This window comes from Acinetobacter sp. ANC 4173, from assembly GCF_004331255.1.
Lineage (GTDB): Bacteria > Pseudomonadota > Gammaproteobacteria > Pseudomonadales > Moraxellaceae > Acinetobacter.
Map to the genome: position 1 here is coordinate 136,217 of NZ_SJOF01000004.1, position 26,111 is coordinate 162,327.

24 protein-coding genes are annotated in these 26,111 nt (G+C 39.9%); 12 read left to right on the top strand and 12 right to left on the bottom strand.

What is annotated here, in order from left to right:
* Positions 1 to 50: 50 nt before the first annotated feature.
* Positions 51 to 2,450: a penicillin-binding protein 1B gene (mrcB, locus tag E0H94_RS06975; protein WP_131325737.1), complete on the top strand. Its 2,400-nt coding sequence runs from the start codon at positions 51 to 53 to the stop codon at positions 2,448 to 2,450.
* A 16-nt stretch (positions 2,451 to 2,466) separates the two neighbouring features.
* Positions 2,467 to 3,015, top strand: coding sequence for a tetratricopeptide repeat protein (locus E0H94_RS06980; protein WP_131325850.1), 549 nt, complete (start codon positions 2,467 to 2,469; stop codon positions 3,013 to 3,015).
* A 43-nt stretch (positions 3,016 to 3,058) separates the two neighbouring features.
* Here the strand turns inward: E0H94_RS06980 and E0H94_RS06985 are convergent, their stop codons facing one another.
* Positions 3,059 to 3,958, bottom strand: coding sequence for a thiamine phosphate synthase (locus E0H94_RS06985; protein ID WP_131325738.1), 900 nt, complete (start codon positions 3,956 to 3,958; stop codon positions 3,059 to 3,061).
* Positions 3,959 to 4,099: 141 nt separating this feature from the next.
* Here E0H94_RS06985 and hemP point away from each other — a divergent pair, with 141 nt between their 5' ends.
* Entirely contained in the window at positions 4,100 to 4,270 is a 171-nt protein-coding gene (hemP, locus tag E0H94_RS06990; protein WP_044739433.1) for a hemin uptake protein HemP, read from the top strand.
* Between the two features lie 91 nt (positions 4,271 to 4,361).
* Here hemP and E0H94_RS06995 read toward each other — a convergent pair whose 3' ends face one another.
* From E0H94_RS06995 to E0H94_RS07010, 4 genes are all read right to left on the bottom strand, one after another.
* Positions 4,362 to 5,717 carry a sensor histidine kinase gene (locus E0H94_RS06995; RefSeq protein ID WP_131325739.1) on the bottom strand — a complete coding sequence of 452 codons (1,356 nt, stop codon included), beginning with the start codon at positions 5,715 to 5,717 and terminating at the stop codon, positions 4,362 to 4,364.
* Positions 5,718 to 6,380 (bottom strand): response regulator transcription factor, encoded by a 663-nt coding sequence (locus E0H94_RS07000; protein WP_131325740.1) that lies wholly within the window; start codon positions 6,378 to 6,380, stop codon positions 5,718 to 5,720.
* A 101-nt stretch (positions 6,381 to 6,481) separates the two neighbouring features.
* Positions 6,482 to 6,847 carry a NirD/YgiW/YdeI family stress tolerance protein gene (locus E0H94_RS07005; protein ID WP_131325741.1) on the bottom strand — a complete coding sequence of 122 codons (366 nt, stop codon included), beginning with the start codon at positions 6,845 to 6,847 and terminating at the stop codon, positions 6,482 to 6,484.
* A 173-nt stretch (positions 6,848 to 7,020) separates the two neighbouring features.
* Entirely contained in the window at positions 7,021 to 8,778 is a 1,758-nt protein-coding gene (locus tag E0H94_RS07010) for a GspE/PulE family protein (RefSeq protein WP_131325742.1), read from the bottom strand.
* 252 nt (positions 8,779 to 9,030) lie between these two features.
* Between E0H94_RS07010 and E0H94_RS07015 the strand changes: the two genes are divergently transcribed.
* The gene (locus tag E0H94_RS07015) at positions 9,031 to 10,290 is read left to right on the top strand and encodes an MgtC/SapB family protein (RefSeq protein ID WP_131325743.1); all 1,260 of its coding nucleotides are present in this window, start codon (positions 9,031 to 9,033) and stop codon (positions 10,288 to 10,290) included.
* A gap of 241 nt (positions 10,291 to 10,531) precedes the next feature.
* The gene (locus tag E0H94_RS07020) at positions 10,532 to 11,464 is read left to right on the top strand and encodes a sensor domain-containing diguanylate cyclase (protein ID WP_131325744.1); all 933 of its coding nucleotides are present in this window, start codon (positions 10,532 to 10,534) and stop codon (positions 11,462 to 11,464) included.
* A gap of 5 nt (positions 11,465 to 11,469) precedes the next feature.
* Here the strand turns inward: E0H94_RS07020 and tsaA are convergent, their stop codons facing one another.
* A complete protein-coding gene (gene tsaA / locus E0H94_RS07025; protein ID WP_131325745.1) occupies positions 11,470 to 12,186 on the bottom strand; it encodes a tRNA (N6-threonylcarbamoyladenosine(37)-N6)-methyltransferase TrmO in 717 nt (238 codons plus the stop codon).
* 105 nt (positions 12,187 to 12,291) lie between these two features.
* Here tsaA and E0H94_RS07030 point away from each other — a divergent pair, with 105 nt between their 5' ends.
* Positions 12,292 to 13,071, top strand: a complete 780-nt coding sequence (locus tag E0H94_RS07030; RefSeq protein ID WP_116761667.1) for a ferredoxin--NADP reductase — start codon at positions 12,292 to 12,294, stop codon at positions 13,069 to 13,071.
* A 457-nt stretch (positions 13,072 to 13,528) separates the two neighbouring features.
* On the opposite strand, the gene E0H94_RS07035 is transcribed toward E0H94_RS07030, so the two are convergent.
* On the bottom strand, positions 13,529 to 14,095 hold the full coding sequence (locus E0H94_RS07035) for a TetR/AcrR family transcriptional regulator (protein ID WP_131325746.1): 567 nt from the start codon (positions 14,093 to 14,095) through the stop codon (positions 13,529 to 13,531).
* Positions 14,096 to 14,355: 260 nt separating this feature from the next.
* Between E0H94_RS07035 and E0H94_RS07040 the strand changes: the two genes are divergently transcribed.
* Entirely contained in the window at positions 14,356 to 15,195 is an 840-nt protein-coding gene (locus E0H94_RS07040) for a hypothetical protein (RefSeq protein WP_131325747.1), read from the top strand.
* Between the two features lie 107 nt (positions 15,196 to 15,302).
* Entirely contained in the window at positions 15,303 to 16,091 is a 789-nt protein-coding gene (locus tag E0H94_RS07045; RefSeq protein ID WP_131325748.1) for a DUF2071 domain-containing protein, read from the top strand.
* Positions 16,092 to 16,124: 33 nt separating this feature from the next.
* Here E0H94_RS07045 and E0H94_RS07050 read toward each other — a convergent pair whose 3' ends face one another.
* Positions 16,125 to 16,763, bottom strand: coding sequence for a cation transporter (locus E0H94_RS07050; protein WP_131325749.1), 639 nt, complete (start codon positions 16,761 to 16,763; stop codon positions 16,125 to 16,127).
* A 63-nt stretch (positions 16,764 to 16,826) separates the two neighbouring features.
* Here E0H94_RS07050 and E0H94_RS07055 point away from each other — a divergent pair, with 63 nt between their 5' ends.
* The 3 genes from E0H94_RS07055 (at position 16,827) to E0H94_RS07065 (ending at position 18,958) form a co-directional block, all read left to right on the top strand.
* Positions 16,827 to 17,231: a MerR family transcriptional regulator gene (locus E0H94_RS07055; protein ID WP_131325750.1), complete on the top strand. Its 405-nt coding sequence runs from the start codon at positions 16,827 to 16,829 to the stop codon at positions 17,229 to 17,231.
* Positions 17,232 to 17,311: 80 nt separating this feature from the next.
* Positions 17,312 to 18,706 carry a tRNA 5-hydroxyuridine modification protein YegQ gene (gene yegQ / locus E0H94_RS07060; protein ID WP_131325751.1) on the top strand — a complete coding sequence of 465 codons (1,395 nt, stop codon included), beginning with the start codon at positions 17,312 to 17,314 and terminating at the stop codon, positions 18,704 to 18,706.
* Positions 18,707 to 18,709: 3 nt separating this feature from the next.
* Complete coding sequence (locus E0H94_RS07065; protein ID WP_131325752.1) at positions 18,710 to 18,958, top strand: YfhL family 4Fe-4S dicluster ferredoxin; 249 nt, start codon at positions 18,710 to 18,712, stop codon at positions 18,956 to 18,958.
* A gap of 145 nt (positions 18,959 to 19,103) precedes the next feature.
* Here the strand turns inward: E0H94_RS07065 and ahpF are convergent, their stop codons facing one another.
* From ahpF to E0H94_RS07085, 4 genes are all read right to left on the bottom strand, one after another.
* A complete protein-coding gene (gene ahpF / locus E0H94_RS07070) occupies positions 19,104 to 20,669 on the bottom strand; it encodes an alkyl hydroperoxide reductase subunit F (RefSeq protein WP_131325753.1) in 1,566 nt (521 codons plus the stop codon).
* A gap of 140 nt (positions 20,670 to 20,809) precedes the next feature.
* Positions 20,810 to 21,739 (bottom strand): hypothetical protein, encoded by a 930-nt coding sequence (locus tag E0H94_RS07075; protein ID WP_131325754.1) that lies wholly within the window; start codon positions 21,737 to 21,739, stop codon positions 20,810 to 20,812.
* Positions 21,740 to 21,770: 31 nt separating this feature from the next.
* Complete coding sequence (locus E0H94_RS07080) at positions 21,771 to 22,889, bottom strand: toxic anion resistance protein (RefSeq protein WP_131325755.1); 1,119 nt, start codon at positions 22,887 to 22,889, stop codon at positions 21,771 to 21,773.
* 13 nt (positions 22,890 to 22,902) lie between these two features.
* Positions 22,903 to 23,697, bottom strand: coding sequence for a tellurium resistance protein (locus E0H94_RS07085; RefSeq protein ID WP_131325756.1), 795 nt, complete (start codon positions 23,695 to 23,697; stop codon positions 22,903 to 22,905).
* A 278-nt stretch (positions 23,698 to 23,975) separates the two neighbouring features.
* On the opposite strand from E0H94_RS07085, the gene E0H94_RS07090 reads away from it, so the two are divergent.
* Positions 23,976 to 26,030 carry a TonB-dependent receptor plug domain-containing protein gene (locus E0H94_RS07090; protein ID WP_131325757.1) on the top strand — a complete coding sequence of 685 codons (2,055 nt, stop codon included), beginning with the start codon at positions 23,976 to 23,978 and terminating at the stop codon, positions 26,028 to 26,030.
* The last annotated feature ends 81 nt before the right edge of the window (positions 26,031 to 26,111 follow it).

The window sequence follows — 26,111 nt, forward strand, 5'->3', positions numbered from 1 at the left end:
AAAAAAGCTTCGCATGATTAGCAAAATTTATCAGGATCTTATCACCTTTTATGAAGTTTGAACGTGGCATAGGATTATTCGCACTTATTTTCTCCATATTGGTCATTGGTATTTTTCTAGCATTTAGTTTTTACCTGATCCGTTTAGATAATATTGTGAGAGAAAAATTTGAAGGAAAGCGCTGGGATATTCCTGCGAAGGTTTTTGCTCGCCCGCTAGAAATTTACACCAACGCCCCTATTAGCCAAAAAGATTTCGATCAAGAATTGAAACTATTGGGCTATAAAAATGCGGATAGTTATGCCAAATCGGGCAATTATGTCAGCTCTGGGGATACCTTATTTGTTCATACCCGCGGCTTTGACTTCGGTGATAGCATTGAACCTGAACAAGTCTTAAAAGTCAGTTTTGCAAATGACCAGATTAGTGAGGTGAGTGCAACTAAACCATCTTCAACAGGGATTGCTCGTTTAGAACCACTTTTAATTGGTGGTATTTATCCTCAGCACAATGAAGATCGGGTTCTGATTAAATTATCCAATGTGCCAAAACCTTTAATTGAAGCCTTAATTGCGACTGAAGACCGTAACTTCTATAAGCATCATGGTATTTCTGTTCGAGGGACTGCACGTGCCTTGGTCAGTAATGTGACTGGAGGCAAACGCCAAGGTGGTTCAACGCTCACACAACAGTTGGTTAAAAACTTCTATTTGAGCCCAGAACGTACCTTAAAGCGTAAAGTCAATGAAGCCTTAATGGCACTCTTGGTTGAGCTACATTACAACAAAGACGAAATCCTTGAAGCTTATTTAAATGAAGTGAACTTGGGGCAAAACGGTAACTATTCTATTAATGGTTATGGTTTGGCGTCACAGTTCTACTTCGGTTTACCTCTACGTGAACTCAATATCTCGCAACAAGCCTATTTGGTTGGTTTAGTCCAAGGCCCCTCTTTATTCAATCCTTGGCGCAACCCAGAAGGCGCTAAAAAGCGTCGGGATATCGTGTTAAATAATATGTTGGTCATGGGTTATTTATCGCAAGAACAATATGAGCGTGAAATTGCACGCCCATTAAATGTTTTAGCAAAACCCACTTTAGGACCTGCACGCTTCCCAGATTTTCTAGATATTGTGCGTCGTCAATTACGGACTGAATATCAAGAGTCTGATTTAACCAACCAAGGTTTAAAAATCTTCACTACGCTCGACCCAATTGCCCAAACCAATATCCAGAACGCGTTTAAGGACTCTGTTGCACGTTTAAGCAATAATAATCCAAAGCGCTTAAAAGACTTACAAGGTGCGGTCTTAGTTTCTCATCCTGAAAATGGTGAACTGGTTGCTGCAGTGGGTTCAACCCAAGATTTTACTGGTTTTAACCGCGCACTCGATGCAAAACGCCAAGTCGGTTCATTACTCAAACCTGTGATTTATCTCAATGCAATCGAGTCTGGACGTTACAACTGGGCCAGTCCAATTGAAGACAGCTACATTAGCATTCCAAGTGAAGGTAAATCTTGGACACCGAAAAACTATAGTGGTGGTGAACATGGTGTAGTCCCAATGGTACAAGCCCTGTCCAATTCTTATAACTTATCTGCTGTTCGTCTTGGACAAGAATTTGGGGTTGCTAGCTTTACCAATCATTTGAAAAAATTTGGTGTGACTTCCAACATTCCAACCTACCCTTCGATTTTCTTAGGTGCGGTAGATATGTCTCCGATGGAAGTGATGAGCATCTATGGAAACTTTGCTACAGGCGGTTTCAAATACCCGATTAAATCAATCCGCTCAGTGGTCGATTCTAATGGTCGTGTTTTAGAGCGTTATAGTTTAACTGTGCAACAAACCATAGATCCTGCCGCTGCCTACATTGTGAATTACGGCCTACAACAGGTGATGAATTCAGGTACAGGTCGTTCTGCTTACAGCACCTTGCCAAGTTCATTAAAGCTTGCTGGCAAATCAGGCACCACCAATGACACCCGTGACTCATGGTTTGCAGGATATTCAGGCAACTATCTCAGTGTGGTTTGGCTAGGTTTAGATGACAATAAAGTCACTGGACTGACTGGTTCTTCAGGTGCTCTACCTGTTTGGACCAATGTCATGAGTCAATTACGTCAAAAACCAGTCAATTTACGTCAAACCGACGATGTGCAATGGCAATGGATCGATAGTGGCTCAGGCAACTTATCGGCTCAGGGCTGTGAAGGTGCATTGTATATACCGTTATTAAGGAGTGCTGTACCACGTCGTGCTACAGCATGCGGCTTTCCTCATTACCAAGTGGAACCAGTTTACACACCTGATACGGAAATGAACCAGAACCAACCAGCACAACCCGATAGTATGGACAACTATATCCGCGAGAGTGAAAGTGACATGCAAAATGACTTGGATCAAAATTCAGGTCGTGTCATTTCGAGCGGAACTTATGCCCACTAAGGAATTTTAATTGCATATGCTGAGATCCATTCTCCTTTCTGCTGCTGTTGTGGCTTTAGTAGGCTGCCAAAGCCTACCAAAGCCTGAAAATGCTAAACCTGCCGTTACCACCGAAAAGCCCAAAGCTGCACAACCCAAATCTTCTGGTGTGGTCATTACACCGTATGATCAACCCGAAATTAAACGGCAAAAAGTACAAGTCGTGGTCCCTGAACAAAAATCTCAGCAGAAATTTGAAGATGGACGTTCACTTCCAGCCTTTAAACAATTAATGCAACAAACACAGCAAGCTTATAAACAAGGGCGTTGGAATGATGCTGAAGCGGCTGCCTTACGTGCACAACGTCTAGCACCGCAGTCAGCGGAAACTTTCTTGTTTCTAGCTTTAGTTGCCAATCAGAAAAATCAGCCTGCCAACGCAGAAGCCTTAGCTCGTCGTGGTTTAAGCTATGCGCAAACCCAAGCCATGAAAAAGCAACTTTGGGGAGCCGTAGCCAAAGCGGGGCAAAAGCAAAATAACAGCAAAACCGTACAGCAAGCGCAACAGGCATTAAAATCAATTTAATGCCTGCTTGTTCTACATTTTATGAAGAAGTTACCAACGTTTTTTAAAGATATCGAATCCCTGCAATACCATAAGCATGATGTGACTGCGCGTGTTGTAACAGTTCAGCATGCATCCCCCCCAAAGCAAACACGGGAATATCCACTTGCTGAGCATATTCTTGAAACCGCTCCCAACCTAATGGTTCTACATCAGGATGGGTCGCTGTAGCCAAAACAGGACTTAAAATAATCGCATCACAGCCAATATTTTGGGCATGTTGCATGGCCACGACATCATGACAAGCTGCGATGAAACGAAAACCGACTGGTAGTTCTCCACGCTTAAATGCCATCAGTTGATGCTGTTTGAGATGAATTGCAGCCACTTTTCTTTGCATTGGCAGTGTCAATTGTTGCCATGCTTGCAGATTGACAATTAAATGACCTGCCTGCTGTTCAGACAATTGCTCTAAATCTTCCAAATCTGCTGCTGTATGTTCAACACGCCAATACAATAATTGCTGCGGTTTAAGTTGTTCCAAATCAGCCAAATGTTCAGAAATTTTAATTTGGTTTGGCCAGTATAATCGCTGCAAAATACTAAAATTGGCTTTCGGAAAATTCAGACTCAGTAATTCTGTACGGCTATACCATGTCCATGGCTGTTGAATTTCATTTAATAATGCTTCGGGCACAATGGCATGAAATAAATGCAAATTCACCACCACATCATCATATTCATGGCAAATCACATCAAATGCATGCCAGTCATTCAGTCCTACCCCAACTTCTTCAAAGACTTCACGGCGACAAGCGTCTAATGGCGTTTCATTCGCTTCGACTTTCCCTCCAGGAAATTCATGCTTATTCCCTTGATGCTGTTCAGCACTGCGCCATCCGACCAATATTTTATTTTGATGTAGTAATAAGGCAATTGCGACATGAATATTCGGCTTGGACATAACAAGTTCCATCACAGTAAAGTAGTCTCAGTGTAAGTAAATTTAGTTTTTTTATAAATTGCTAAAATTCCCGTTGACAGACCTATTCGATAATGATTATCATTTAAATCACTCAAGAATACACCACGGAGCAAACAAAAAATGAACGCACCTTTTAGCTTATTTACACGTCACACTGAATCTGCACATGCACTGCCAATGCTACATTCCAACAATCTTTTTGCCCTTGGACGTGAAATTCGCATCATGCATGCGGGTGAAGAATATCGTCTACGTTTAACTCGGAATAATCGTCTTATTCTCACGAAATAAAAACAAAATAAACTGATAATAATAAACGTGGGAACTAGCAGTATGTCAGCGCGTACTGCTTTTTTATTTACAGGCTAAATAGAACAATATCTCAAATTTCAGGTGTTTCAAATTTTCTAAAGTACAACTCTACTTTTAAACCCCCATAAGAAGATACCGAAAAATCTATGCTCGCATGATGCAATTGCACAATTTTTTTACAGATCGAAAGCCCTAGCCCCGAACCTGTCGTTTTACTGCCTAAAGCCCGATAAAAACGCTCACCCAAACGCGATAGCGTGTCACTGTCCAAGCCTTCACCTTCATTTTCAATACAGAGATACACCTGTTGTTGCTCGGCTGTTAGGTATATATAAACATGTCCATGGGGTTGGCTATAACGTATCGCATTATCTAGAAGATTACGTAAACAAACCGTCATTAACTCAGGATTTACCTCAATCCAAGCGGGATCCAAATTGGACACGAGTTGGATCTGTTTCTGCTGCCTAAAGATCTCTAAACTATTCCAGACTTCCATCACCAGTTGGCTTAGATTCAGCGATGATAGTGGTAAATCTGCGGTGTCAGTCGGATCTAAACGCGCGAGAAGCAAGAGGTTTTCTAACACTTGGGTACCACGGCTAACATCTTTCTGAATCTGTTGTAATTCTTGCGTAAATTGAGGCTGATCTTGATATTTTCGTTGGAGTACTTGTAAGCGCAACTGAATTGCAGAAAGCGGTGAACGTAATTCATGCGAAGCATCTGCGGTAAAGCGCTGCTCTGCTTGCAATGATTGATCTAAACGTTGTAATAACTGATTTAATTGCAGAATAATGGGCTGAAGCTCATCAATGATGGGGGCGTCCTGTGTAATTGGTGTTAAGTCCTGTGCACTTTTGTCCGCTATTTTTTTAGATAACATTTGCATGACTTTGAACTGACGTGCAATCGCGAAATGTGCAAACAACCATTGCAATAACCACAAGACCATTAACAAAACCGCATATACAGCAAAACTACTCAAGATTTTTTCAAAGCGAACTTGCATAGGTTGATAAATCACAACCTGCATCTGGGTATCCGGATCAAAGGATTGATAACTTCGCCACAGCGCATGTTGAAACCAAAGGTAATCAAAATGCTCATGCTGCATATTTGAAAAATGCGCCACGGATGCCAATTCAAATGAATCGGATTCAAGCACTACTTTTTGCTGATGAATCAACTGATATTGTAGATCAAATTCATCACTCAACTGCGTGATATGTGCTCCTTGATTTTGATTGGGTTGAACAAGAAGCAAAGCATCAGCAATTTCATCCATAATTTCGTCTTGCATGCTCATGCTTTGATACATTGAGATACTCACCAACAAAGCAAAAGCGACAGCACCTGCTGCGACTGAACTCAGGACAGAAGTCTTAACCAGTCTCTTTTGCAGCGAAATATGTTGGGACGTCATTTAACCATCCTGATTCATTCGATAGCCTAGCCCTCGAACTGTTTTAATCAAACTAGAGCCTATTTTCTTCCGTAATTGATAAATAAATACTTCGATGGCATTACTTTCAATTTCTTCACCCCATGCATACAGTGACTCTTCGAGTTGTTCTCGGGTCACAATATGTTCAGGTTTTTGCATTAATTTATATAAAATCTGAAATTCTTTCGCAGTGAGATGAATCACCTGCCCATTTTGCTGAACAACCTTGGCTTGTGGGTCAAGTTGTAAATTGGCAAAAGATAAATACTGACCTGTGGATGATTGCTGCAAACGCAATTGTGCACGGACTCGTGCTGATAATTCTTCCAAGCTAAACGGTTTGACCAAATAATCATTGGCCCCTAAATCTAGACCCTCAACACGGTCATGAATGCTGTCTCTTGCCGTAATAAAAATGACAGGAATACCTTGTTGCCGTGTTCTTATGGTTTTAAGAATGTCATCTCCCGTGGCTTGTGGTAAACCTCGATCCAATAAAACACAGTCATATTGATGCTGTTGTATGGCATGAATCGCGTAGTCTCCACGGTCAACCCAATCCACACTATAACCATCCATTTCTAACCAAGTTTTAATACTCTCGGCTTGGGAATAATCGTCTTCAGCTAATAATATACGCATCATATACTCATATTAGGTGCTTAGTCTCAGCATGCCTTGATCTGGTTTAGAATGCAAAAGCCACATGTTTTGCATGTGGCTTCAGCTCAATGGATGTCTGATTAAAAAGTTAAAGTATCGACATCAATTTCAACACGTTTTGTTGGCAGATAATCAATATCTACCTCACCCGTTAAGATCACAGGGTTTTTTGCTGATACAGGCTGACCACGCCATAACTCATCATCAATATCAACCGTAATACTGCCCGTCTGGTCTTGGAACTGATATTTCTCATCACCCAAAGCTTTGACAACATAGCCTTTGAGTTTTACGGGTGTATCATCTTTTAAAGTTAATGCCTGCTTGACGGTAATTTGTGTTGGCGCAATTGCCTGCTGATTCACTACTGCTGTATTGGCAAGCGCAAAACTACTCACTGTAGCCACCAAAGCTGCACCTACTGCTATTTTAGAAATTACGTTCATTACTTCACCCTCACATATTCATGTCTTGATTTGGTTGATGCAATTAAAACAAAATAACATGAGTTGAATCTTAAGATGACCTCAATGCCGCATATTCCAATAAAATGAGCAAAACTTAGACCAAACAGTCAAATATGCTGATTCATTTGATTCAAATGAATCAGCAACAAGTCCTAATTCAATGGCACGACTCTTAGCACTTCTTCTAAAGTGGTCATACCCGCAATCACTTTACGCGCACCCGCAATACGTAAAGGTTCAATGCCTTCTTTTTTTGCCTGTTGACGTAACTGATTTAAATTTGCATTTGCACCGATCAATTGCTTGGTGGTTAAACTAAGCGGCATAAATTCGTAAATACCGACACGACCTTTATATCCTGTATGACGACATGCTTCACAACCTACAGCGCTATAAACTTTTTCTGGTATTTCCATAATGTAATCAAACGTTAAATGTTCCCATTCATTTTGATTGATGTGGCTCTCTTTTTTACAATGTGGACAAAGTTGACGTACCAAGCGCTGGGCCAACACACCAAGAATTGTTGCCGCAGTCAAAAACGGTTGCACACCTAAATCATGTAAACGGGTCAAACTCGATGGCGCATCATTGGTATGTAGCGTTGAAAGCACCAAGTGACCTGTTAATGCCGCCTGAATTGCCATATTGGCTGTATCGTGGTCACGGATTTCCCCCACCATAATAATATCGGGGTCTTGACGCATGAGTGCACGCACGCCATCCGCAAAACCCAGCTCAATGGCAGTGTTCACCTGCATTTGGTTAAAACTCGGTTCCAGCATTTCAATCGGATCTTCAATGGTGCATACATTCACTTGATCCGTTGCCAATTTCTTCATGGAAGAATATAAAGTCGTGGTTTTACCCGAACCTGTGGGTCCTGTCACCAAAATAATGCCATGACTATGTGAGGTTAAACTTTGCCAATCGCTTAGCAAACCGCCTTCAAAACCTAATTGCTCAAAACTACGGACCAAAACTTCAGGATCAAAAATACGCATCACCAACTTTTCACCAAACGCTGTCGGTAAAGTAGATAAACGCAGTTCTGTTTCTTGTCCTTTAGGCGTACGGGTTTTTAAACGTCCATCTTGTGGTTTACGCTTTTCCGCAACATTCATGCGCCCCAAAATCTTAATTCGTGAAATCACAGCTGTCAGGGTATTGGCAGGCATGTTGTAAATGGTATGTAACACTCCATCAATACGAAATCGGACTTTACCCGTATCTTTACGCGGTTCCATATGAATATCACTGGCACTTTGTTCAAACGCAAACTGCAAAATCCAATCGACCAATTTCACAATATGCTGATCATTCGCATCAGGATTTTGCGTGTCGCCTAATTGTAATAAAGCTTCCACACCCTTATTTTCACGATCGTAAGTACTAGACTTCTGCGAGTTCGATACCGCACGACTCACTTGATAATATTCGACCAAATAACGCTGCAACTGATCTGGACTGAGCAGCACCCGTAGAATCTTTTTAGGCAATAAACTACGCTCTAGATTACCGACCCACTCCGTTTTATACGGTTGATCTGTTGCAATTAAAATTTCATCAGCTTTCACTTCCACTGCAAGAATTCTGTTACGCACAGCAAACTCTTGCGACATTACATTGGTTAGTGCCCCCACATCCGCTTTGAGAGGATCAATCACATATAAAGGAAGATTAGACTTATCTGCCAACCATTGCATTAAACGATTCAGGGATAAAGTCGCTTGAGGATGAAGCTGATCTCTTAAATTAAAATTTGCAATCCACTGCAACGGATGCCATCTAAGCTGCTCACGTTGACGGTGGGTCGTTTGTACTAATATTTTTTCACGCTCATCAATGCGACCATCTTTAAATAATTGCTCTAAACACCAAGTCGTATCAATTTCAAAATTAAAATTCATTATTCTAAGCCTCAATTTCTAGCGACACTATAACAGACTTTATTTCTGGGATGTTTATCGACTTAAATGGTTAAAACTACTGATTAATCTATGGATATCTCCAGATTGATTTTTTTGATCTCGGTAAGGTAGTTCATAGTTTCTGTGTGAATTATGGTATAAAGAATAAAATACCTTCAGTTAGGGGGAAAGCATAAGAAATTCATTATTCACATAAATATAGATCAACAATAACAAGGTTTTAAATTACTCATGTCCAACCTCCTCTTTAATCTGACCTTAGAACAGGCATCTTTTCAAGAACTGTTGACTATGATGGCAGTTGCTTTGGGTTGCGGCTTAGTGATTGGACTAGAACGAGAAAGAAGCAAACAACGTGAAAACCCAAACAGTTTTGCAGGTGTGCGTTCTTTTGCCATCTGTGCCTTAATGGGTGCCTTGTGTTTTGCCTTAGGCCCGATCATTGGTATTGTGGGTGCCATAATTATTGGGGCAATAACGGTATTTTCACTTCGCAACCAAGTGGATGACCCCGGTGTAACAACTGAATTAGCCTTTGTGATGACTTATTTTATCGGGGCACTTTGTATCTGGCATGCACCTTTCGCAGCAGGATTATCGGTCATACTCACCATCATTTTAATGCTAAAACACCCAATTCATGGCTTTGCTAGCCAATGGATAACAGAACGTGAATTTCGAGATGGTCTATTCTTACTGGCCCTGATTTTGGTTGCATTGCCGCTAACACCCAACACGCCACTTTGGGGTATGGTATTAAATCCTCACATTATTCTTAAACTATTGGCTTTAATTCTTGCTGTTCAAGCACTCGCACATATTGCAAAACGCTTACTCTCTGCCCAGAATGCACTCATTTTGTCTGCATTAGCCTCTGGTTTTGTATCAAGTACCGCTACGATTGCCAGCTTAGGTATGGAAGTGCGTGCAGGACGTGCTGAAGCTGTGCCCAATGCAGGCGCTGCATTACTATCTTGCGTAGCTACCCTTTTACAACTCCTCCTCATCGTCGCAGGGATTAATTTAAATTGGTTCAAGCTCATTATTCTGCCAGCATTCGTAGCCATGTGTATTCTGATACTGTGGGGACTCTGGCTCATGCGTAAAACTAAACCCTCTACTCCAACAGAACATCCTGATGGGCGCATGTTTAGCCTTAAAGAAGCTGCAATTATTGCAGCAACGCTCACAATTATTCAGGCTGTTGTTTATGGGTTAAGCTTACTCTTAGGTGATGCAGGCTTAATTATAGGGACGCTTTTAGCATCTTTATTTGAAATCCATGCCGCAATGGCTGCAATTGTTGTACAAGGAGATCCAGCCAATCACACTCTGGTCTATGCCCTCATTTTAGGAATGGTAGCCCATGCAGTCGCCAAATCTATCAATGCAAGCCTCACAGGAGGACGTAAATATGCCCTAGCCTTTGCACCTGCTCAAATTTTACATATGCTGGTTTTTATTTTGATTTTATGGTGGATGATTTCATAAATAATTCTATGTATATTATTGACTCTACTCCATTAAAAGCAGGATTTAGACTCACATTTGACAAAATCCTTTATTTTATAAAAATAGCAATAATTAAGATGGTATACATTAATTATTTTAAATGAGACTTAAATCGATTCATTTTTTCATTATGGTGTGATACAACCAATTATTAATTAAGAATCATTTAAAATAATACCTGAACTTATTTCCTTATTTTCTGTTGTCAAAGGTTCGTGTAATGAACGACATTGGTTTTAAAAGCTTTCATGATGCAGGACAAGCTGTTCTTAATTTTTTATATCAACGCTTTGGTTTTGGTCTTTGGATGATTACCCGTGTTGAAGGTGAAGACTGGATTGTCTTACAAACAGAAGATCATGCTTATAATGTCCATGCTGGGCAAGTATTTAATTGGGCCGATTCATTTTGTTCTCAGATGGTCTTGAACAATGGTCCTAAAATTGCCCCACTATCCGACGATATCCCAGCTTATCGCCAAGCGCCCATTGCACAGCAACTCAAAATTAAAGCCTATATCGGTCAACCGCTAATCAAAGAAGATGGCAGCCTGTTTGGAACTTTATGCGCGATTGATCCAGAACCAAAATCTGAAAGCCTTAAAGAAGAGCAAAATTTAATTGAGTTACTGGGAGATTTACTCAGTCAAATCTTACAAACTGAACTAAGAGAAATTGAGCAAACCCGTAAAAATGAACGTTTACAAGCCGAAGCACTGCGTGACCCACTCACAGGTCTATATAACCGTCGGGCTTGGGATCAGTTTATCCTTGCAGAGGAAGAGCGTTGCCAACTCTATGGGCATCATGCCACAGTATTTATGTTAGATTTAAATAATCTTAAATTCATGAATGATGCACACGGACATGCTGCTGGTGATGAACTCATTCGTCAAACAGCGGTCGTTTTAACTGAAAGTTGCCGTAATACCGATATCATTGCACGTCTGGGTGGAGATGAATTTGCAATATTAACCGTAGAAAATGACTTAGAATCTTCCCAAGCTCACCAAGAACGAATTATTCAAAATCTCCACACCCAACAAATTAGTGCAGCAATTGGCTTCGCACTACGCGACCCAAGTGATGGCATTCTTTCTGCTGGCTTACAAGCAGACAAAAATATGTACCAAGATAAACTCAAGCGCAACTAAATGGCTTAAATGGACTCTAAGCTAATCACCTCTAAGCGTTGCCCCCGAATGACAAAACTTACATCGAGCTGAGCAAATTTCATTTTATAAATTCGCTCACTATCTTCCTGATAAGCTGGTCTTGGGTCTAATGACAATACCTGATCTAACTCTTCAAATCGTGCTTGAGTTGTCAACCGTTGTGCCAACAAGCGCTGCTTTTCTAACAGAGCCAACTCGGACCAATGTACGTTCATTCGTGTTGGTTCTTGTTGCGCATAACCACTTTGCGCCTCAAATACCGCATCAGAATAATGAATATAGGGTTTAATATCTAGGATGGGGGTTCCATCTAATAAATCACTCCCTGTAAGATAAACTCTGACAGACTTCCCTTCTTTTTTTACGGCTTGTAACTGTACAACCGATAATCCTATCGGTGCAGGTCGATACATGCTGCGTGTCGCAAAAACCCCTATTTTCTTATTTCCCCCCAGACGTGGTGGACGAACTTGTGCACGAAACTGATCTTTTTTATGCTGATTTTTATTCTCATGAAACTGCCAGACTAACCATAGATGACTAAACTCTTCAATGCCTTCAAAGGCAGCCAGATCATTATAAGGCGCTTGCATCTCTATATAAGACTGTACTTGAACCAAATTGGGCTGTCGCGGAATTCCAAATTTTTCCTGATACGGTGAATGCATAATTCCAATAATGGGCAGCTGAATCTCAGACATAATCAATTTTTCTGATAAGTTCAATTAAATATATTCAGTTTATAGAGAATGATTTTAGATTAGAATAGCAAGCTGTTCTAATTTGATAATTTATTGAGACCTTTCATGGCTGCTTTTAACGTCGAAAAGATTACTCACGTACACCACTGGAATGACACGCTCTTCAGTTTTAAGACGACACGTGACACCGCATTACGTTTTAAAAATGGTCAATTTGTGATGATTGGTCTTGAAGTCAATGGTAAGCCACTTATGCGTGCTTACTCTATTGCAAGTGCAAATTATGAAGAAGAACTTGAGTTTTTCTCAATTAAAGTACCAGACGGTCCTTTAACTTCTATTTTACAACAAGTCAAAGTTGGTGATGAACTTTTAGTTTCTAAAAAACCAACGGGTACATTGGTTCTTGATGACTTAAACCCAGGTAAGAATTTATATCTTCTTTCTTCAGGTACAGGTCTTGCGCCATTCTTGTCGACTATTCGTGATCCTGAAACGTACGAACGCTTTGAAAAAGTCATTGTTGTACACGGTACACGCTTCATTTCTGAATTGGCTTACCAAGACTTGATTTTGAATGAGTTACCAAACAACGAATTTTTCGAAGAACTTGGTATTAAAGACAAGTTAGTGTACTACCCAACTGTAACCCGCGAAGAATATCCAAACCAAGGCCGTGTTACCACAGTCATTGAAACTGGCGAAATTTTTGAAAAGATTGGCTTACCACGTTTCAATCCAGAAACTGACCGTGCAATGCTTTGCGGTAGCCCAGCATTCCTTGATGATGTCGCTGCACTTTTAGATCAACACGGTCTTAAAGAATCACCACGTATGGGTGTTCTTGGCGATTATGTGATTGAACGCGCATTTGTTGAGAAGTAATCCTCTTTTTAAGTTAAAACCGAGGAAATCCCTCGGTTTTTTTTATTTTTCAATAAGTTAATTTTTACCAAAAATGTACGATTTTTAACCCAAAGCGCAAAATTTCGTCATAAACTCCAATAAATCGACTAAAAAGTGTTGTCGAAATCAACAAAAGCACCTATAATTCAAATCAAGAACAGACAGGTCTGTCTAGCTCTATGTGCGACTTTGTTAAGCTGATGTAATTTATAATCAATCCAGAGGGTACTTTATAATAATTATAATAAACGATATAAGAAAGGAGATTCTAAGCTCCTCTAAAACATTAATATTTTAGGTAGCTTCTGCTCGGGGCCGGCTAAAATATTAATATCAGGGAACTATCAGCGAGGCGTGAATACCATTATGGTATTCACGCTTTTTTATTTGGATGCCTACTCTAATTACTTCACTTCTCCAGCAAATGGAAGTCTATTTAGACGTCCATAAGCTCAAGCTGAATCAGCTTATAGACGCGTTTCCAATACTCATCAATTTTAACTGAGTTCTTGTCCATTTGAGCTTGTATGGTCATACCATCCAAAATACTTGCCAATAGGCTAGCAAGTTGAAAAGACTGATTGATCCCAAGTTTTTCTAGCGCAAAACGAATTCGTTCAGTCAACCACTCTTTGTATTCCATCGCAGGTTGCATGGTTGAAGGATAAACCTTGGAAACCTCCTCAACCGCTTTTTGAAACATACACCCATTAAAATCTTCCATCTGAAACCAAGCGTGGTACCAGTAAAAAATGGTTTTAATATGGTCTAAATATTCTTCAGCCGGACACTGAGCAATTGCTGCATCTAAAGATTCTTGTAAGTTCATATTTCTACGGTGTAAGCACTCTTCAATGAGTTTCGCTTTAGAAGGAAAATATTTATAGAATGTCATTTTAGCGACACCCGATTCACTAATAATTCGATCAATTCCAATCGAGTTATAGCTATAAGAATTGAAAAGATGAAGCGCAGTACTAATAATGTCGTCTTTTTTGGACATGCTATTTACCTACCAAACTTATCTTTAAGCAGAAGTGGGTCAAAATGGAATAAAAAAGGGGCATCTTTTCTAAAAAATGAAACTGATGAGCAATATTATATCATTATTTAAATGTGATGGCTGATTTCATACGTAAAGCTTCGTATGTGTCTATTCTATAATAATAAATCAATAAAAGTTAAGCGTGCCTTATAAATCCTTATAGCATATTTAACTTTTTTTTAATATGATTAAATCATTCAAAATCTGACATCTCGAACATGAGTACACTTGCTTTTACACAATCAGAACATGCCCGATTGGAAGCTTTAAATTTTATTCAGCATTCGGTGGAACCATCTCTGTGGCATCGGCATATCGAGCAAGTGAACACACTCAAACAGTACAGTCTTCAACATCCATTATTTCAACAAAAAATTCTAGAACGCTTACACAATCAAGCACTTTCACTAGAACAGCTCAAGTTAATTCATATCAATTATTTCGCCGCAATTGTCAAAGTCTTTACCGATGCATTAAGCATGCTCATCTACCAAGCATATCAACTAGAACAACACCCTAACATTCATAGGCAGCAACGTGTTCATGCGAAAGCCTATGCTCGTTACTTATTGTCATTGAACCTGATTGATGAGTTAGGTTTTAACACCTATCAATTACCACTTAGTTCTCCAAGTAAATCGCATTTGGTTTATTTCATGGAATTACTTCAAGCTTTAGAGGTTGATCCATTTAATGAACAAGACGTATGTAATGAAGCATACGAACTTGATCAGTTTATTCAATCACATTTAGACTCATACGAGCACTTGTTATTAATTTTAGCCTGTGCCGAATTACAAGTGATTAAATATAGCGAAGCATTACGGATCAATTTAGAGAAATATGATTCGCGCTTAACCGAAGGTTATTATGATTGCCACGGTATTGTTGATCATACCGATAGATTAGCCAATGATGACAATCATGAAGATGACATTTGGTCACTCTTCACCCAAAGTTACCAAGGCAGTCAAAGCAACGAATATCAAACTGTAGTACAGGAATATCTAGATCTTTGGGCAAAGTTCTGGAACAAAATGCATCTACTCAGTACATAATTTTATCATGTCATGTTCACATCGATATATATTTGGTCGATGGCTTTACGGCATGAGCAACTTTACTTAGAATAACCACAATTACAATAAACTTTCTAAAAAATTCAATGGCTTTTCCACAATTAAAATTTGAAGATTTTTTACATCCACGCCCGCAACCAACTGGCATTGATGTGCAATGTAAATTACAACATTTTGCAATCATTAGCTACGCCATTGATCCAGCACGGTTTAACGACATCATCCCGCCTCGATTTAAGCTCGATACCATCGAATATCAGGGTAAAAAGCAAGCACTCATGTCGGTTGTACCATTTATCGATGTAGATTTTAGTTCTGCTGTTTTTCCTTTTCCCAATTTTAGCATGGGGCAAACCAATTACCGTGTCTATGTCATCGATCAGCACACACAAGAACGCTGCGTTTGGTTTTTAGGAACCACCTTAGATTCATGGACACTGATTGTTCCTCGCCATTTATGGCAACTTCCTTGGCATTCGGCTGTGTTCAATTTTGATTGTCATCAGGATGAACATGGCAACTACAGTCACTATAAGATGCAAACCCAGTCGGCATGGGCAAATGCTGAATTACAACTCACACAATCCAAAGATGACCCTTGGAATTATGCGGGCTTCCCAAACTTAGAAAGTCATTTGGTTTATCTCACTCATCCCCTTGCAGGTTTTTATCATCGTCGTGATGGTCTATTGGGGACTTATCGCGTTTGGCACGATCGTCTACAGTTAAAACCAGCCCAATTACTTCATGCAAAATTTGACTTGCTTGATCGACTGAATTTGGTTTCGTTTGAAGATCAACTGAATCCGTATAGTGCTCTGATTGAACCGATCAATGAATTCACTATTTATCTGCCACCACAAGTCATTCAGTGAAATAAAAAGAGAGCATAGCGCTCTCTTTCCTCATTAACACTCTTCTAAGTTACTCACAGTTTTACTGCTATTACGCTCTGCTAATGCCTGTTTAATAACACGATAACCGCCTGTTAAACCAAGAATTGACATAATTAAAGCCACAATTAAATCGGGAATTAAGCTGCCTGTGCCGAACACCCCAATGGCAGCAATAATCACGGCAATATTGCCAATGGCATCATTACGGCTACACAACCAAACCGATTGCATATTGGCATCACCATCACGAAAAGCATATAAAATAAAAGCGGAAATCACGTTAGCAATTAAAGCTAAAATGCCAATCATCCCCATCGTAATCGCTTCGGGTGGAATACCTTGAACATAGCTATAAGCTGTTTTTGTGATGACGATTAGGCCAAAACTCGCCATCGTCAAACCTTTCAGCAACGCAACCGTGGCACGCCAATATAAACTTGCACCCAACACCGCCAGTGAAATGGCGTAATTGACTGCATCACCAAAAAAATCGAGTGAATCTGCCCAAAGTGCTGAAGAATGCGCATACGCCCCACCGATCAGTTCAACAAAAAACATCATCAGGTTAATAATCAGTGCAATCCATAAAGCTGTTCTAAATTTACTATTGGGTTTGACTGGTGCGGGTTCATGACTACAGCTACAAGCCATTTCCATACTCCTTGATCTATATTATGCTTATTTAAAACTATGGACTCGCTCTAAGGTCAAGCCATGCAGCATTATTTAATTCACCAACTCGCAAAAAAAACGCAATTACCTGTTGATACAGTACGCTTTTATGAAAAAAAGCAGCTGATTATTCCTAGCTACCGTGCCGAAAATAATTATAAATATTATGATGAAGCAACCTTAAAACGACTGCAATTTATCAAACAGTGCCGAGGCTTGGACATGTCACTTGCCGAAATTCAACAATTGATTGATCTGATTAAACAACCACAACAAGGTTGCCAAGTTGTCGATCAAATGATCGAACAGCATATTTTACAAGTGGAAAAAAACATTGCCGAATTGATCTCATTTCAAAGCCAGTTACAGGAACTACGTCAATCCTGTTCCAGTAATACCACCATTGATCACTGTCAAATTTTGAAAAATTTAGGTTTATCAGAATAAAACCGACCAATTTACTGGGTTGAATCCTTTTTTTATATCCATACAATAAAGACATATTATTTGTATGCCTTTATTTTGTCATGAGCATTCACCACGCTACCGAACTTCTCTCTCCTGCTGGATCTTTAAAAAACATGCGTTACGCATTTGCATATGGTGCCGATGCAGTCTATGCGGGACAACCGCGCTATAGCTTACGTGTTCGTAATAATGAGTTTGATCATGACAATCTCGCGATTGGGATTCAGGAAGCACATGCTTTAAACAAAAAATTCTATGTCGTGGTGAATATTCAACCGCACAACAGCAAGCTCAAAAACTTCATTCGTGATTTAGCACCTGTGATTGCCATGCAGCCTGATGCATTAATTATGTCGGATCCTGGCTTAATTATGATGGTACGCGAGCAATTTCCAGACATGCCTGTGCATCTTTCGGTACAAGCAAATGCCGTGAACTGGGCAACCGTGAAATTCTGGAAAGATATGGGGCTGACTCGTGTGATTTTGTCACGTGAATTGTCCCTAGAAGAAATTGAAGAAATTAAAAATCATGTTCCAGACATGGAAATTGAAGTGTTTGTACATGGCGCATTGTGCATGGCCTATTCTGGACGTTGCCTCCTTTCAGGCTATATGAATAAACGTGACGCCAACCAAGGCGCTTGTACCAATGCCTGCCGTTGGGATTACAAACTGCACCCAGCCCAAGAAGATGAAACAGGTGATGTGATTCCTGTACATCAAGTACAAGAAAACCAGTGTTGCAGTAGTGATGCAGATGAACAACATGCTATTGCACAAAATCAATGTGCAGAACCGGCACTGTTACAACGTAATGAAGAAGAGATGTTTGCCGCAGAAGAAGATGAACACGGCACATATTTCATGAACTCTAAAGACTTGCGCGCAGTACAACATGTTGAGCGTTTGACCCAAATGGGGATTCATTCCCTCAAAATTGAAGGTCGCACCAAATCTTATTTCTACTGCGCACGTACTGCACAAATTTATCGCAAAGCTATTGATGATGCTCTGGCAGGTAAACCCTTCGATCCTTCATTGATGTTACAACTAGAAGGCTTGGCAAACCGTGGTTATACCGAAGGTTTTTTACGTCGCCATGTGCATAGCGAATACCAAAATTATGAAACAGGCTCTTCACGTTTTGACCATCAACAGTTCTGTGGTGAAGTGTTAGAACGTCACGGGGACTACATTAAAATTGATGTGAAAAACCGCTTTGTGGTGGGTGACTCATTAGAACTCATGACCCCACAAGGCAATATTCAATTTGTATTGACCGAGATTTTGGATAAAAAAGGAAATTCTATTCCAGATGCCAAAGGCTCAGGTCACATTGTCGATATTCCAATCCCTGCCGATGTCGATATGCGATATGCCCTGCTGATTCGTAACCTGCCTGATTCTGAAATTGATATTTCAGCATCTTCGCTGGCCTATGTGGCAGGTTAAGTCATGGCTTTGAGAATTACGGATGCTTGTATCAATTGCGATATGTGCTTACCAGAATGTCCCAATGATGCGATTTTTGAGGGGCAAAAAGTTTATGAGATTGATGTAGCACGTTGTACTGAATGTGTGGGTTTTTATGAACATCAAACCTGTATGGCCGTCTGCCCGATCGATTGTATTGAAGTTCATCCTGAACATATTGAAAGCAAAGCAGCATTGGAGGAGAAATTTAAAGCGCTGAAGATTATTTAAAAATAAAACTATTTTGACCAAGTTATTGGGGAAAAATAATAAACAATAAAAAAAGGAACATCGGTGTTAGCGTCCTCAGTTCCTATAAAAAGTAAAAAGTTTGATAGCAAGCCAACATAACTCAGTGTATGTTGGCTCTTTTTTATTATTGACCAGAACGGATCATGTAATCAAAAGCAGATAGAGACGCTTTTGCACCTTCACCCGTTGCAATAATAATTTGCTTATACGGTACAGTGGTACAGTCACCCGCAGCAAATACCCCTTTCACATTGGTTTCATTGCGTTGGTTAATCACAATTTCACCACGTGGAGTGAGTTCAACTGCACTCTCTTTTAAGAAATCCGTGTTTGGTAATAAACCAATTTGTACGAAAATCCCAGATAACTCAACAATGTGCTCAACATCAGTTGTACGGTCTTTATATTTCAAGCCGGTTACTTGTGAACCGTCACCCACGACTTCCGTAGATAATGCATTCATGATTACCGTCGCATTTGGCAAGCTGTTTAACTTGTCTTGTAACACCTGATCGGCACGCAGTTTAGTATCAAACTCCACCAAAGTCACATGCTCAACAATACCAGCCAAGTCAATTGCTGCTTCTACACCAGAGTTACCACCACCAATCACGGCAACACGTTTACCTTTGAACAATGGACCATCACAGTGCGGGCAGTATGCAACACCACGAGTACGATATTCTGCTTCGCCGGGTACATTCATTTCTCTCCAACGCGCACCTGTTGAAAGAATCACTGTTTTCGATTCCAGTTTTGCCCCATTTTCAAGTTCAACAGCCACCAAACCATTCGCTGTTTGATCTGCACCAGTAATTTTATTCACACGTTGCAAATTCATGATGTCTACACCGTATTCACGAACGTGTGCTTCCATATCCTGTGCGAATTTCGGACCAACCGTTTTCTGTACAGTAGTAAAGTTTTCAATATCCATGGTATCCATGACCTGACCACCAAAGCGTTCAGCCACAATCCCTGTTTTAATGCCTTTACGTGCCGCATAAATTGCCGCTGTACCACCCGCAGGTCCACCACCGATTACCAACACATCAAAGACATCTTTGGCATTTAGTTTTGCCGCTTCTTTTTCAGCAGAGTTGGTGTCTAATTTGGCAATGATTTCTTCCAACGTCATACGACCTTGACCAATATGTAGTTCATCTTGGAACACCATTGGTACAGCCATGATTTTGCGTTGTTCAACTTCATCTTGGAAGAATGCACCATCAATCATGGTAGCCGTTGAACCTGGATTATAGATGGCAATCAGGTTCAAAGCTTGCACGACATCTGGACAGTTGTGGCAGCTTAAAGATACAAACACATCAAAGTTCGATTGAATATTTAAACCTTTAACCTGATTTAACACCTCTTCAGAAACTTTTGGTGCGTAACCTGATACTTGTAACAATGCAAGAATTAATGAAGTAAACTCATGTCCCATTGGCAAACCCGCGAAGTGTACACGGGGTTGCTCTCCTGCTTTGGCAATTGCAAAGCTTGGACGACGTGAATGTTCACCATCAAAGCGTGCGGTCACTTGGTCTGATAACACTGCAATTTCAGTCACCAACTCTTTAATTTTTTCAGATTTTTCTGAAGCATCTAAAGACGCGATAATTTCAATTGGGCTTTCAAGACGTTCTAAAAGTGTTTTTAATTGCGCAGAAGTATTTTGATCTAACATTGCTAACGGCTCCAGTGGAGAGATAATTAAGTTGATGAAGACATCATAGTAAAAAACATAAAATTGGTAAAACAGTTTGTATTTATAAATACAATCGAATTATTAGATTAATGCTTAAAATCTTACATAACATGAATTACTTACCTAATATTTTTTAAATTTTGCTCAATTCTACGTGTTCTTGCAGAAAAGTACCGTGATAATAAATAAAGAATGAAGCTTAAAATAACACTTACAATAAATGTTGAAATAATAATAACTTGTAAAATACTTCCCCACTTTTGAGCCTGTTCAATTTTTGGAGAAATAGATTTTGCTAAGGGCGTTATCGCCTTACCATAAAGTTGCTGCTGCATCGACCATAATTGTGAAGCACTAAAACCATATTGTATGAAATCAGGATCGCTTTGCTCGGCTTCAACCAAAGTCAACACATAAGGAATGGCCGCATTTTCATCGGCAGGCGCATGCAATAAAGCAATTTGTGCCAAAATATACGCTTTTACAGGTGCAGCAAACTGGGTTTGATTTAACTCTTGCGCCAATTCACTCTCATGTAAGCTGGTTTTATATTCAATTGCAGTTGCATAAGGATCATCTGCTTCATCTTTCCAATCATACTGAACATACGTCAGCACTGACCAAATACACACAAATGCGATTATCCAACCGACAAACTTCAGTACAAAAGATTGAAAGCGTATGGCAAAGAAGCGGATTTTTTTGAGAAAGTGAATCACAAAAAATGCGCCAATAAAAGCACTGGTCATTTTTAACAACAACCAGCCAAACCAAGACAATAGATTAAAAAAGTAGTCTGGTGCTTGCCCAAATTGTGTCAACTCAGCATCAGCCGAAACAGGAATATGCAGTTGTTTGACTTCAGGACTAATGCCAAACCAACTATACAGAATATCCTGTTGTAAAAAATAACTGATTAAGGCCACAAGTGCCAAACTAGATGTGAATAGACACCACCCCATCAGATAGGTTTGCCGACGCTTTAAAGTCTGCACACCTTGCTGAATATTGGCGGTATTGACTGCATACTCATCTTCTAATTTGGACAAGTGACCTCCTGTAAAATACTGCAATAAGAATTTAGCGTTGATTTGACTCTAATACCAACTGACTCAAATTACTTTGTAAATTACGTAAGCGCTGCGCTGCCTCTTCACGCTTCTGCATCCCTTCTTTTTGCACCTGAAGCACATCATTCACCGTTTGAATTAAGGTATTTTGGACATGTTCAAGGGTGTCGATATCAATGACAGATCGTTGATTAGCGCGCGCTGTATCGACGGAATTTTGATGGAGTAAATCGGCATTACGGCGCAATAAATCATTGGTCGCATCATCAATCGTGTTTGCCAGCTGCACACTATTTTTTTGCTCTTGCAAGGAAATGGCCAAACTAATTTGGTTTTTCCATGCGGGTAATGTAATGTTTTTGATGGCATAAAACTTATCCACCAACATTAAATTATTGGACTGGATAATCCGAATCATGGGTAAAGTCTGCATTGCAGATTGCTGCAACACCTGCAAATCACTGACTCGTTTCTCCAGATTATTCGATAAATGATTCAGATCGTAAATTTTCTGAGTAAGGGTTTGATCTTGTTCTTGCGTGGTGAGTTGAGCAATTTGCTGTTGCACTTCATGCTGCTTGATTTTACCCGCAGCCACATAAACGCCTAACTGTTTATATTCATCTTGGACTGAATTAAACATATGTTCGAGGGTTTTAACTCGATCTTTTAAACCCGATTGTGACGCTTCAATTTCTTTAACCAAAGCATCAATTTGCTCTTTGGTGGTATTAAAGTGCTGATCAAAACTCTGTTTAGCCCCTTTGAATTTACTCAAAATACTGCCCAAAAAGCCCGAACTTTTAGACTGATTCAGAATACTGCTGCTGTTTAATTGCTGTGCCACTTGTACAACTTGATTCAACTTTTGTCCCGTTGCATCTAAATCTTTGTTTTGCACCAAACCTAACAATTCATCCGTATAAGTAGACGTTTGAGTGGCAATATGTTTACCATATTCAGCAACACTCTGATGGCTCATCTCTTCCAATTCTTTGGTTGCAGTCATCACCTCAGCCAAATCTGAGGCTTGCAAGCCTAGCTCTTTTAAATTTAATTGCTGAAACTGTTGTTCCACCATCTCTGGAGTCGTGATTACAGTTAAATGATTTTGCTCAGAATTGGTCATAATTCACCTAATTTTATGAAGAGTTTCCCGAAGGTTTCTCTAATGATTTTCTTAAAGTTTTAATCAATTTTTCACGGCTATTATCTAGCTTTAATAGCTCGGAAGTCGAGTCTGTCTGTTGACTTTGTTTGACATGATATTGCCAAGCTGGAATTAACACTTGTTGCGCTTCGGTAAAACGGTCAAGTAAGCCTAAAGACAGTTGCTGAGAAAGTTGTATTTGCTGCATGGCAATATCATTACTGGCTTGTACGGTTTGCAAACTGTGAATTTTCTTCGACAACCGTTCAGAAAATTGATCTAAGGGATGCTGAGTACGCAACATCTTAGGATACTCTTGCACAAACTCTTGTGCGGCAACTACATAATTCGCCATTCTTAAACGCAAACCCAGTAATTGCTGAAATCTCGATTGTGACTTTTGTATTTCTAAGCGTAATTTTTGGCTTAAATGTTGGCAACGATCCAAAAGTACATCAAGGTTTTTATAATAGTCAATTTGTCCCGAACCATGTTCAATGTCTATGCCAAGCCATTTTTGCAATGCATTAAATCTGCGTTTTTTTAAATATTTGTTCGATTGCGTCAAGGCTTGAATAAGTTCTTCAATACTTTGTCGAAACTGCTGTGTCAGCAATGGATCGACGCCTTGTAACAAGACGGACTGAGCTTGAACAAGCTGCTCAGCGTAGCCAGCCAACAATGCCGCATTATTAAAAATGGGTACCAATTCATTCTGTTGAATAGCCAAAACGTCCTGTCGATTCACCTCTATTTCAAATAAAGGAACCAGTTCAGTAACTTGCATAGCAATTTAAATCATGACCAACACTTCTCTGTTGTATCATAGCCATTAAAATAAGCAACTCTGTGTTCTTATATTGTCTACTCAATCATGACCTTGTTTAACATCAAAATAAATCCTGCATCAACAACCATACGATAAAAGCTAAGTCATCAAAAAATAATAAAAAATTGGCTGTATTGTTTGGATTTATCCAAAATGAGATGAAATCTACACTTCCACAATCTTTCTACACAATTTTAGTTTAATCTTACGCAAAATTACATTTGGAAACATTGTTCATGGATGCTTTATCGTCTGCATGGAAACAGAGTGCCTTAACGGTTGCCCTACTCAGCTTATCTTCAATGAGCTGGGCGGCTGATTCAACCCCCAATGTTACTGAAGAACCTGTACAGACCCTAAAAACATTAAAGCTCCAAGCCAATGCACCTACAAATAAAAATAATGATATTAGTGCAATTGCAAAAACCATTGTCAGTCGGGAAGAAATGTTGCAATTTGGCGACCAATCCGTCAGTGATGCCTTAAGACGTGCAGCAGGTTTTCAAATGCCATCACCTTCTGGTCCGCGTGGTCCAGGCGGTGCATCAGGTATGCGTTTTCGCGGTGGTGGTGCACCTATTTTCATGATCAACGGCGAACCTGTACAAGGGGGTCCGCGCGGTGGAATGTCAATTATTGATACTCTTACACCAGACATGATTGAACGGATTGAAATCACCAAACAACCAAGCGTGACTCAAGCCTCAGTCGCTGCCTCTGCCGTCATTAATATTATCTTAAAAGAACCCCTACAGAGTTCACGTCTTGGTGGGACAGCTCGAGTTGGCTATGGCTTTGACAGTTCAGGCGTTTCAAAAGAAGAGCGTAAAAATATCACCTTACAAATGGATGGTCGTGATAGTCCTTGGTTATATAGCGTATCTGCCAATCAAAATTGGGATGACACCACCTCAATTACCCAAACTCAAACAGCAAACCAAACTCGTGTACAAAAAAATGTCGCTGAACGTAAAGCATCCATGATCAGTCCACGTGTGGAATATGAAATTGATGATGAAAAGAAAGTTGTGGCGGAACTGTTTTATCGCAATCATGAACGGGATGGTTCACGTTCCGATCAAGTTCAGCAAGACAAAAATGACAGTATGCGCCTAAATACACGCTTTGAACGTCAGGTGAATAAGAACTCGGACAAAGTCCGTCTGTCTTATGAAAAACAAAATGAAACTGAACTTACCCGCTCTCCGCTTTCTTCTCTCTATATAGATCAGCAGATTGAAGAACTGGGTTTGGCATATGATGGTGTCCGTCAATTTGATGAAAATCGTCAAATTAAGTTTGGCTTAGATACACGTTCAAGCAGCTTAGAAAGCAATACAGCTGAAACTTTAGATGAACAACGTTATGCCTTGTATAGCGAAGGCAGTTGGCGTTTTACCGATCAACAAACTTTGACTATTGGTTTACGTCAAGAATGGATACATCGTACTGGTTTAGTCGATTATGATGACCAAAACCTCAGCCCAGTCATTGCGCATCGTTATAATTTTAATGATTATTGGTCACTGCAAAGCAATATCAGTCAAGCATTTCGTAGTCCGAAAGCTGACGATTTATTACCCGCAGTATCTATTTCTACAGACAGTGATGCAGGCAGCTTAAATAACCCTGACCGTGGCGGTAATCCATTTTTACGCCCAGAAAAAATCACGGCATATGAATCTACTCTAGGCTTTAATACAGCTGCAGGTGGCATAAACATCACAGGATTCTACCGTCAAATTGATGATTATATTGAGTCGGTAATTCAACAAGAAAATGGACGTTACGTAAAACGTCCGCAAAACCAAGATCATGCAACAACCTATGGTGTTGAACTCTCTGGACGTTATGCATTAAAACAAAATGCTCAAGGGCATTCGTGGATGCTCAACAGTCAACTCTCAACCATTCGCGCCAAAGTCGAAGATGATATTACGCATCAAGATCGTTTAGTCAGTGATGTTGCACCCTATACCGCCAGTATGGGACTTTCTTATAACTATCAACCTTGGCAAATTTCGACCAGTGCCAATCTCAGCTATACCCCAGAGTTTACCCGTGCTTTAGAAAATCAGCCCTATGATCGAACCAGTAACGAACGAGTCAATCTGGACATCAGTGCAACTAAACGCTTTAAACAGGGTTGGGCGACCACTTTAAGCGCGCGTAATCTGTTAAGTACCGACTACAAAGAACGTCTGAATTATCAATCTGATGGCAGCCTCTATCAAGCACGAGTCAGTCAAGCCATTCCTAGCATATTATTCAGCGTAGAAAAGAAATTTTAAACTTTGATTTTGATATGAAACTTAAAACCATTAAGTGACTCAAGCGGCCTGATGGTTTTAATTTTTAATCTTATGTTATTC

Excerpts from the sequence above, each read along its gene's own strand:
- tsaA (WP_131325745.1), bottom strand. The coding sequence starts at position 12,186 with ATGTCTGAGATTCAGCTGCCCATTATTGGAATTATGCATTCACCGTAT.
- E0H94_RS07020 (WP_131325744.1), top strand. The coding sequence starts at position 10,532 with ATGAACGACATTGGTTTTAAAAGCTTTCATGATGCAGGACAAGCTGTT.
- E0H94_RS07000 (WP_131325740.1), bottom strand. The coding sequence starts at position 6,380 with ATGCGTATATTATTAGCTGAAGACGATTATTCCCAAGCCGAGAGTATT.
- E0H94_RS07035 (WP_131325746.1), bottom strand. The coding sequence starts at position 14,095 with ATGTCCAAAAAAGACGACATTATTAGTACTGCGCTTCATCTTTTCAAT.
- E0H94_RS07085 (WP_131325756.1), bottom strand. The coding sequence starts at position 23,697 with ATGCAAGTTACTGAACTGGTTCCTTTATTTGAAATAGAGGTGAATCGA.
- E0H94_RS07005 (WP_131325741.1), bottom strand. The coding sequence starts at position 6,847 with ATGAACGTAATTTCTAAAATAGCAGTAGGTGCAGCTTTGGTGGCTACA.
- E0H94_RS07055 (WP_131325750.1), top strand. The coding sequence starts at position 16,827 with ATGCAGCATTATTTAATTCACCAACTCGCAAAAAAAACGCAATTACCT.
- E0H94_RS06980 (WP_131325850.1), top strand. The coding sequence starts at position 2,467 with ATGCTGAGATCCATTCTCCTTTCTGCTGCTGTTGTGGCTTTAGTAGGC.
- E0H94_RS06985 (WP_131325738.1), bottom strand. The coding sequence starts at position 3,958 with ATGTCCAAGCCGAATATTCATGTCGCAATTGCCTTATTACTACATCAA.
- E0H94_RS07015 (WP_131325743.1), top strand. The coding sequence starts at position 9,031 with ATGTCCAACCTCCTCTTTAATCTGACCTTAGAACAGGCATCTTTTCAA.
- mrcB (WP_131325737.1), top strand. The coding sequence starts at position 51 with ATGAAGTTTGAACGTGGCATAGGATTATTCGCACTTATTTTCTCCATA.
- E0H94_RS06995 (WP_131325739.1), bottom strand. The coding sequence starts at position 5,717 with ATGACGTCCCAACATATTTCGCTGCAAAAGAGACTGGTTAAGACTTCT.
- E0H94_RS07045 (WP_131325748.1), top strand. The coding sequence starts at position 15,303 with ATGGCTTTTCCACAATTAAAATTTGAAGATTTTTTACATCCACGCCCG.
- hemP (WP_044739433.1), top strand. The coding sequence starts at position 4,100 with ATGAACGCACCTTTTAGCTTATTTACACGTCACACTGAATCTGCACAT.
- ahpF (WP_131325753.1), bottom strand. The coding sequence starts at position 20,669 with ATGTTAGATCAAAATACTTCTGCGCAATTAAAAACACTTTTAGAACGT.
- E0H94_RS07090 (WP_131325757.1), top strand. The coding sequence starts at position 23,976 with ATGGATGCTTTATCGTCTGCATGGAAACAGAGTGCCTTAACGGTTGCC.
- E0H94_RS07040 (WP_131325747.1), top strand. The coding sequence starts at position 14,356 with ATGAGTACACTTGCTTTTACACAATCAGAACATGCCCGATTGGAAGCT.
- E0H94_RS07065 (WP_131325752.1), top strand. The coding sequence starts at position 18,710 with ATGGCTTTGAGAATTACGGATGCTTGTATCAATTGCGATATGTGCTTA.
- E0H94_RS07050 (WP_131325749.1), bottom strand. The coding sequence starts at position 16,763 with ATGGCTTGTAGCTGTAGTCATGAACCCGCACCAGTCAAACCCAATAGT.
- E0H94_RS07010 (WP_131325742.1), bottom strand. The coding sequence starts at position 8,778 with ATGAATTTTAATTTTGAAATTGATACGACTTGGTGTTTAGAGCAATTA.
- E0H94_RS07080 (WP_131325755.1), bottom strand. The coding sequence starts at position 22,889 with ATGACCAATTCTGAGCAAAATCATTTAACTGTAATCACGACTCCAGAG.
- yegQ (WP_131325751.1), top strand. The coding sequence starts at position 17,312 with ATGAGCATTCACCACGCTACCGAACTTCTCTCTCCTGCTGGATCTTTA.
- E0H94_RS07030 (WP_116761667.1), top strand. The coding sequence starts at position 12,292 with ATGGCTGCTTTTAACGTCGAAAAGATTACTCACGTACACCACTGGAAT.